The sequence below is a fragment of the Leisingera sp. F5 genome (assembly GCF_001593695.1).
On record NZ_LUKH01001210.1, the window covers coordinates 1 to 1,190 of the forward strand.

The window sequence follows — 1,190 nt, forward strand, 5'->3', positions numbered from 1 at the left end:
CCTCGGCATAAGCCGCGCCGCGCTCCAGCGCCTCCGCCATCAGGCCCGCGTGTTTCGACGCATCTTTTTCCTTCAGAAACAAATCTGTGCGCGCATTAACGAAGATATCCGCATTGGCCGCCCGCACCGCGGCAACCCTCTGGGCCTGCTCTTCAATGCTGTAGAACTCCGCCGTCCCAACCACTTGGTCCTCAAAGTTCAGCCCCACGGCACCGGTTTCGGCCAGCCGTTTCACATTGGCGGTCAGCTGCTCCGGTTCGCGGGCATAGCCGCCCTCGAAATCAATCGTTACCGGCAGCTCCGTCGCCGCAACGATGCGCTCTGCATTGCCCAGAACAAACTCCAGCGGGATCTGTTCGCCGTCCGGAAATCCCTGCGCCGCCGCCACCGGATAGCTGCCGGTTGCCAATGCTGCAGCGCCCGCCCTGGCAATCGCCTTGGCACTGCCTGCATCCCAGATGTTGTACAAAACCACCGGGTTGCCTGGCTGGTGCAGCGCCGCAAAGGCGCGTGCGCGGTCGGAATATGTCATGCAGAAATCCTCTGTTTGTAGCTTGTCTCAATCTCGATCAGCCGCTGCTTGCGCCACAGACCGCCGCCATAGCCGGTCAGCGATCCATCGGCAGCAAGCACCCTGTGGCAAGGCACCACCAGCGCCAGCTGGTTGGAACCATTGGCCCGCGCCACCGCGCGAGTGGCCGAATCCCGGCCCAGCTCGCGCGCGATCTGCGAATAACTGCGGGTTTCGCCCGCCGGAATGGTCAGCAGATAGCGCCAGACCTCGCGTTCGAATCCGGTGCCATGCAGGGCCAGCGGGGTTTGGAAATCCGCCCCCTCGCCCGCAAAGAACCGCTGCAGCTCATCGGCGATCTGTTGCGTCGGCGCCGGCCGCCCAAAGCCGATCCCCCCTGGCTGCGCCTTTTGCAGCTTGGCCACTTCGCGCGGCAATGCCTTGCGGTCGGCAAACTCCAGCAGATGCAGCTGGTGTCGGCAGCTGATTGCAATCATCGCGCCCAGCGGCGTATCGATCCAGTCGGCCAGCAGCAGCGCGTCCTTGCGGAATGCCCCGGGCGCAATCCCCACCAGTTTTGCAAAGGCCGCGCGAAAGGCGCTGGCGCTCTCAAAACCCGCATCGATCTGCGCAGCAATCACCGGCTCGCCGGCCTTCAGCGCGGTGAACCCCTCGCGCA

2 protein-coding genes are annotated in these 1,190 nt (G+C 64.2%); both read right to left on the minus strand.

Annotation, left to right across the window (positions count from 1 at the left end):
- A partial coding sequence (locus tag A2I95_RS40195) for an isocitrate lyase/phosphoenolpyruvate mutase family protein (protein ID WP_291737916.1) occupies positions 1-532 on the minus strand: 532 nt, incomplete at its 3' end.
- The coding region (locus A2I95_RS40200; RefSeq protein ID WP_291737917.1) for a methylated-DNA--[protein]-cysteine S-methyltransferase at positions 529-1,190 on the minus strand (662 nt) is incomplete at its 5' end. The genes A2I95_RS40200 and A2I95_RS40195, both read right to left, overlap by 4 nt.